Source organism: Streptomyces sp. NPDC054765 (genome assembly GCF_053612065.1).
Map to the genome: position 1 here is coordinate 58,197 of NZ_JBSHBP010000048.1, position 6,391 is coordinate 64,587.

The window sequence follows — 6,391 nt, forward strand, 5'->3', positions numbered from 1 at the left end:
CCGCGGTGTTCGCCGGGCACCGGCCCCCGCCCGCGCCGCCGCGCCTGTCCCGGCCGTTGGGGGCCCGGCTGCACACCCCGTACGCCTCACGAATGTGCTTCCGGGGAGCGGGGCGGGGCGCCTGCGGGGCGCCCCGCCCCTCATCCGTGCTGTGGTACCGCCGCGCTACACCTTGCGGGCGACGCCGCCGAATTCGATCCACTCCTGGGTGAGCTGCTTGGGGCCGATGTCCGCATCCGGCTTCCAGGTGGAGACCTCCACCAGGCCCGGTTCCTCGATCTCCAGCCCCTCCAGGAAACCGGCCAGCTCATGGGCCTGCCGTACCCGGCCCCACTGGCCGTGGGTGCTGACCCGCATGAATTCGGTGACGAAGTCGCGGGTGGCGGCGTCCTCGCTGACCAGCTGACACACCACCAGGAAGCTGCCGGGCACCAGCCGGTCGGCAACGCGCTTGATCAGACCGGCCGGGTCGTCCGCATCGGGTATGCAGTGGAGGACCGAGACGAACAGCGCGGCGACGGGTTGGCCGAAGTCGATCAGGCGCTCGACCTCGGGGCTGCCGAAGATTCCGTCGGTGTCCCGCATGTCCGCCTGGATGACGGCGGTGTGGGCGTTCTCCTCCAGCAGCGCGCGGCCGTGCGCCAGCACGATGGGGTCGTTGTCGACGTACACCACGCGGGAGTCCGGGTCGACCTGCTGGGCGACCTGGTGGACATTGTCCTGGGTCGGCAGGCCTGAGCCGTGGTCGATGAACTGCCGGATGCCGTGTTCGCGAGCCAGCCAGCGGACCGCCCGCTGCAGAAAACGCCGGTTGTTGATCGCCAGCACCTGGGTACTCGGGACGACCTTGCTCAGCTCTTCGCAGGCCTCGCGGTCGACGGCGTAATTGTCCTTGCCGCCCAGGTAGCAGTCGTACATCCGCGCCACGCTCGGGATGCTGATATCAACAGCGCTGGACTGCGGTTGTGATTCCTGGCTCATTCCACACTTTCCCGTCGCTTCGACAGTCATCAGCCATGGGGCAGGGGTGATCGCTCCGTATAAGAGTGACCACGCGCTGCAAGCCCCCAACATACCCACCGATCGGCGGTTGTTGCAGGCGAGCGACAGGGTCCCTTGCGGCGAAGTGCGAGGTGTTGCTCCCTCAGCACACACGAGCCGCCCAACGTGTGTACGAATCAAGGGTGTTCAATCGGCCAGACCGCGGCAGGGCGGGTCCGTCATGACCGTCATGGCCGGGAATCACCCTTCGGATTCGGCGATCAGGAGAAGCGGCGCCGGCGCCCGGCACTCCGGCGGCGGGGGTACGGGCCGCCGCCACGCCACTCACAGGCGGCGGCCCGTTCCTTTTCCCCCGGCGACACCCGACGCCGGGCACGCCCCCGCACGGTCCGGCCGGCCGAGGAGCGCACCCGGGCCCGGACCGCAACTGGTTCCGCCCCGGCAGACACCCGAACAACAGCCGTTGCGAAAGGGAGCGTTGCGTGAGGTCGCCTACCACTATCGGCACGCTTTACACCCGTCGGCACCGCCGCCACACGCACCCGCACCCCCTACTCCCTTGCTTTTCCGTCAACTTACCCGCCAGTAAGGTTACGGTAAGCTGGCGCGAATGACTGACACACGCAGGCGACGCATGCCCCGGCGGGTCCGGGAACAGCAGATCATCGACGCCGCGATCCGGGTCTTCGCCAAGCGCGGCTATCACGCCGCCTCGGTCGACGAGATCGCCGAACTCGCCGGAATCTCCAAGCCGATGGTCTATCTCTATCTCGACTCCAAGGAGGGGCTGTTCCTCGCCTGTCTGCGGCGTGAGGCCGAACGCCTGGTGGCCGCGTTACGGGCCGCCGCCGGCCGAGCGCACCCTCCCGAGCTGCGGCTGCGGGCAGGGCTGCTCGCGTTCTTCACCTTCGTCACCGAACACCGCGACAGCTGGGTGGTGCTGCACCGCCAGGCGTCGGAGCTGAGCCCGGCGATCGCGGCCGAGCTGGGCCGGACCCGGCAGGCGGTGATGACCGAGGTCTCCGGGCTGGTGCGGACCGGTCCGCAGAGCACCGGGCCCGCCTGCGCCGACGACGAGGCCGACTTCGTGACGTACACCCTGGTCGGGGCGGCGGATTCGCTCACCGACTGGATGACGCTGCACCCCGACGAGCCTCCGGAGCGGATCACCCTGCGGCTGATGAACATGGTGTGGGTGGGGATGCGCAACGTCCTCGACGGGGAGGTGTGGACCACGCCCGTCCAGGAGCCGTAGCGAGGCGCCCGCCGCGCCACGCCCCACTGGCCGTCTCCCCCGCCGGGCCGGTACAAGAGAGGGATGACCACAGAGCAGAGTGAGCTGTCGACCATCCCGGGGGCATCGCCGACCACCGAGGAGATGGTGCGCGCCAACCAGGCGAACTGGGACGCCCGTACGCCGGTCCATGTGGCCAGCCAGTTCTACGGCCTGGACGGTTCCCGGACCGCCGAGGACTGGTTCGCGCCGTTCGAGTGGACGGATCTGGGCGATCTGGCCGGGCGGGACGTCCTGCATCTGCAGTGCCATCTGGGCACGGAGACGGCCGCGTTCGCCGATCGGGGCGCCGCGCACACGGTGGGGCTGGACTTCTCCGCGGCGGCGGTCGCACAGGCGCGGCGGCTCGCCAAGGAGGCCGGCCGGGAGATGGAGTTCGTCCGGTCGGATGTGCACCGGGCCGTGGCGGCGCTGGGCGGGCGCCGGTTCGATGTGATCTACACGGGCAAGGGCGCGCTGTGCTACCTGCCGGACCTGACCGCCTGGGCCGGGATCGTCAGCTCGCTGCTCCGGCCCGGCGGGACGTTCTATCTGGTCGAATTCCATCCGCTGCTCGACGCCCTGGGTCCGGCACCGGACCCGGACCGTCAGCACCTCCGGCTCCACCACGACTACTTGGGTGGCCGCGGCCCGCTCAGGAGCGATACGCCGTCCACGTACACCGACGGCCCGCCGGTACAGGGCGCCACGACGAGTTACGAGTGGCGGCACGGCCTCGGGGAGGTCATCTCGGCCGTGATCGGCGCGGGGCTGTCCGTCCAACTGGTGCGGGAGACCGAGCTGTTGCCCTGGAAGCGGTTCGATCGGATGGTGCCGGGCGAGAACGGCTGGTGGCGTCTGCCGCCGTCGGAGCCGATCATTCCGCTGCTCTATGCGCTGCGTGCGGTGAAGGCCTGAGCCGCCGACGGGCGCGCCACCGGTCGCCACCGGGGCCGGCGGGCGCGCCTCTCAGCTCGCCGGCCCGTGGATCCGGCGGTGTGTCAGTGCCCACCAGACCTCCGCCAGATCGGCCGGGTCGCGCAGGCTGGTGCCGGTGATCTCCTCGAACCGCCGGAGCCGGTTGCGCAGGGTGTTGGGATGCACGTAGAGGGTGCGTGCGGCGGCTTCCAGGCGCAGCCCCTGCTGCAGATAGGCGGCCGCGGCCTCCTCCAACTGGGCCCCGTCCTCGCCCCGTTCGGCAAGAGGCGCCAGCCGCAGTCCCACCAGCTGCTCCCCCACGGCCGGGAGCGCCACGACCGCGGCCCGCAGCCCGAGTTCCTCCCGGGTGAAGGCTCCGACGAGTCCGAACCCGGCGGCGGCGCGGAGCGCCTGGGTGGCGCGGGTGAACTCCGCGGCGAGTCCGGACGCGGGGGCCGGGGCGCCCAGCCCCAGGACCAGGCCGCGGCACAACCCGCCCGGCCGCCCGGCCAGCAGCCCCGCCACATCCCCTTCCACGGTCGTGACCAGCGGCTTCCCCGTCTCGTCCAGGGCCAGCCAGGGACGCAGCAGGACGACGATCCGGTCGAAGGCGCTGTCGCCGGGGCCGGGATGGCCGGTGGCACACGGGGCGGGGCCGGGCCGGGGGGCGCGGCCCGGCCCGCCGGGCGGGGGGACGGCGGGCAGGCAGGCGCGGAAGGGGAGGCGGAGCGCACCGCGGTCGTACCAGCCGTCCGTGGCGTCCCCGTCGTCATATCCGCCGGCACGCTTCCCGTCGGCCGGTCCGTCGCCGGCCGGCCCGGTGTCCCGTACACCGCCTGCGGCAGGGGATGTGTCCCACTGCCTCCCGCCGAGCAGCAGGGCGCGGACGAGCGCCGCGCGGCGGCGGTCCGTCATCGGGTCGTCCTGGAAACCCACACGGCAACTGCGGACGATCTGCAGGGTGTTGGCATCGACCCAGGCACGCAGTGTCTCGGCGATCGGCAGCAGGTCCTCGGCGGTGCCGCGCCGGGCCGCCATCTCCTCGCTGAACCGCCGCCAGACGACGTCGGTTCCGATCCGGTAGGCGGAGATGATGTCCTCGACGGGCAGTGCGCGGGCCAGTGCCGTCACCCCGTCGAGATGCGTCTCGGGAATGCCGTACGCCCGGCCGTCGCCGTGCCCGGATCCCTGCCGCGACCGGCGCTCCTCGGACCAGCGCTGCACCAGCGCCAGGCCGTTGCGCAGGGACGCCAGCACGCGGCCCCGGAGCTGGTCCGCCGGCACCGCGGCGTAGGAGGCGAGTTGGGACCGCAGGCCGTCGATGACCTCGTCGGTGAGGGCGTCGATCCCGGTGTGCAGCGCGCCGACGGCCTCCGGCACCGTTGTGGAACTCTCCACCCGTCCCCTCCCGACTCGGTGTCTTTCCCCATGGCGAAAGCGATCATTCGTCGCCATGCTACGAGGAAGCCGCCCGAACCCTACAGATGTTCGATCCTGGATGACTTTTCCCCAGCCGTCCGGATCCGTCCGTCGTTCGGCGCCCGGCCCCGCTTTCCTCCCCCGTCACCCCCCGCACCATCAAGGAATCCCATGGCAGTTTCCTGGCGCCGTATCGCGGTGCCCGCCGCTGCGGTCGGCGTACTCGTCCCCGCCGCCCTCGGCACCCATGCCCTGCTCTCGCACTCCGGGGAATCCGGCGCGTCCCCGGCCGGCATACGGGCCGCCGGGTCCGCCAGCCCGGACAGCGGGACGGACGGCGGTGACGCCGCCTCCGGTCCCGAGGGCGGCGCCGTGGCCGCCAAGCCGTCGCAGGCGCCCGGCGGTTCGGGCCGTTCGGTCGCCGTACAGCTCGCGTCGTACGACGCGCCGCACCGGCAGGCCGTGCTCAAGCCTGCGGCCGGCAAGAGCGTGCGGACCGGCGATGTCATCGCCGCCGCCCCCAACCGCCACGCCCCCGCGGGCGCGCTGTTCAAGGTGGGCAAGGTCACCGGAGGCCACGGCGGCGAGGTCCGGGTGACCACTGCCCCCGCGACGCTCTCGGAGCTGCTCGGCAATCAGAAGGTGGACCGGCGCACGGCGTTGCGCAGCGGGGAACTCACCGTCAAGCCGCTCTCCTCCGGCGTCACCGTGCAGAACCCCGCCACCTCCGGCGCGGACCAGGGCAATGGCACTTCCGCCGCGCCGTCCGACGGTCCGAGCGCACCGTCCGGCGAGGCGAGCGCCCCCGCCGACGGCGGCCCGGACGCCCCGGCGACGGCCTCCCCGAGTCCGTCGGCCGGCGCCTCGGCCGCCTCCTCGGCCCTGCGCTCCCCGCTCACCCACTCCGTTCACCGCGCGGCGTACGCCTCCTCCCGCGGCGCGCTGCCGCCCGGTGCGGCAAAGGCGCTCACCACCCTGCGGCTGGGCGTCGACGTGCCGCTGCCCAAGGGTGTGCAGGCCACTGACAAGTCCAAGGCCCGGCTGTCCGGCGACGTGATGTTCCGGCCCGAGCTGATCTTCCAGTACGAGAAGCGCGGCGGGCTGAACCTGCTGCCGCAGCGCGCGGCCGTCGGCCTCGGCGGCTCCTACGCCTACGGCTGGCAGGTGCACGGCAAGGTGCGGGGCACCGCGGACACCGGGCAGGTCGCGGTGCCGCTGGCGGCGGTCACCGGACGGCATGTCTTCTGGGTGGGCCCGGTCCCCGTCGTGGTCAGCACCGAGGTCACCTTCACGTACCGCTTCACCGCGGGCGGCCGCATCGTGCTCGACGCCGACCAGCGCACCTCCGGCTCGTTCGCCGTAGGCGCGAAGTACGACCGCGGGAACGGCTGGCAGCCGCTTCGCGAGGCGCACCAGCAGACCAAGGGAGCGGCTCCCCGGGTCGAGGGGGCGGCCTCCGCGACGGCCCGTATCGGAGCGCACGCCCAGGTGTTCCTCTACGACACCGCGGGTGTCGGCGGCGAGCTGTCCGTCCACCTCACCGGACGGGCCGCGGCGGCCGCCGGCGGTGGCGCCCCGGCGTGGGCGCTCAGCGCGGGCTACGACCTGAAGACCGAGCTGATGCTGCAACTGAAGATCTTCGGCATTCAGATCGCCGATCTGCGGACCGCACCGTTCGCCCTGCACGACGAGCGCAAGCTCTTCGGACGGGGGAAGCTGCCCGCCGCCTGAGCCCTCGCTCTCCGCACGGAGGACGGCGCCCCCGGGGATCTCTGCCCC

5 protein-coding genes are annotated in these 6,391 nt (G+C 72.3%); 3 read left to right on the forward strand and 2 right to left on the reverse strand.

What is annotated here, in order from left to right; genetic code table 11:
• Window positions 1–165: 165 nt before the first annotated feature.
• Window positions 166–981: an SAM-dependent methyltransferase gene (locus ACWGJY_RS26700; RefSeq protein ID WP_453263379.1), complete on the reverse strand. Its 816-nt coding sequence runs from the start codon at window positions 979–981 to the stop codon at window positions 166–168.
• A 631-nt stretch (window positions 982–1,612) separates the two neighbouring features.
• On the opposite strand from ACWGJY_RS26700, the gene ACWGJY_RS26705 reads away from it, so the two are divergent.
• Window positions 1,613–2,257, forward strand: a complete 645-nt coding sequence (locus tag ACWGJY_RS26705; protein WP_453263380.1) for a TetR/AcrR family transcriptional regulator — start codon at window positions 1,613–1,615, stop codon at window positions 2,255–2,257.
• A gap of 63 nt (window positions 2,258–2,320) precedes the next feature.
• Entirely contained in the window at window positions 2,321–3,193 is an 873-nt protein-coding gene (locus ACWGJY_RS26710; RefSeq protein ID WP_453263381.1) for a class I SAM-dependent methyltransferase, read from the forward strand.
• 51 nt (window positions 3,194–3,244) lie between these two features.
• Here the strand turns inward: ACWGJY_RS26710 and ACWGJY_RS26715 are convergent, their stop codons facing one another.
• A complete protein-coding gene (locus tag ACWGJY_RS26715; RefSeq protein WP_453263382.1) occupies window positions 3,245–4,591 on the reverse strand; it encodes a PucR family transcriptional regulator in 1,347 nt (448 codons plus the stop codon).
• A gap of 192 nt (window positions 4,592–4,783) precedes the next feature.
• Here ACWGJY_RS26715 and ACWGJY_RS26720 point away from each other — a divergent pair, with 192 nt between their 5' ends.
• Entirely contained in the window at window positions 4,784–6,343 is a 1,560-nt protein-coding gene (locus tag ACWGJY_RS26720; RefSeq protein ID WP_453263383.1) for a hypothetical protein, read from the forward strand.
• Window positions 6,344–6,391 lie beyond the last annotated feature (48 nt).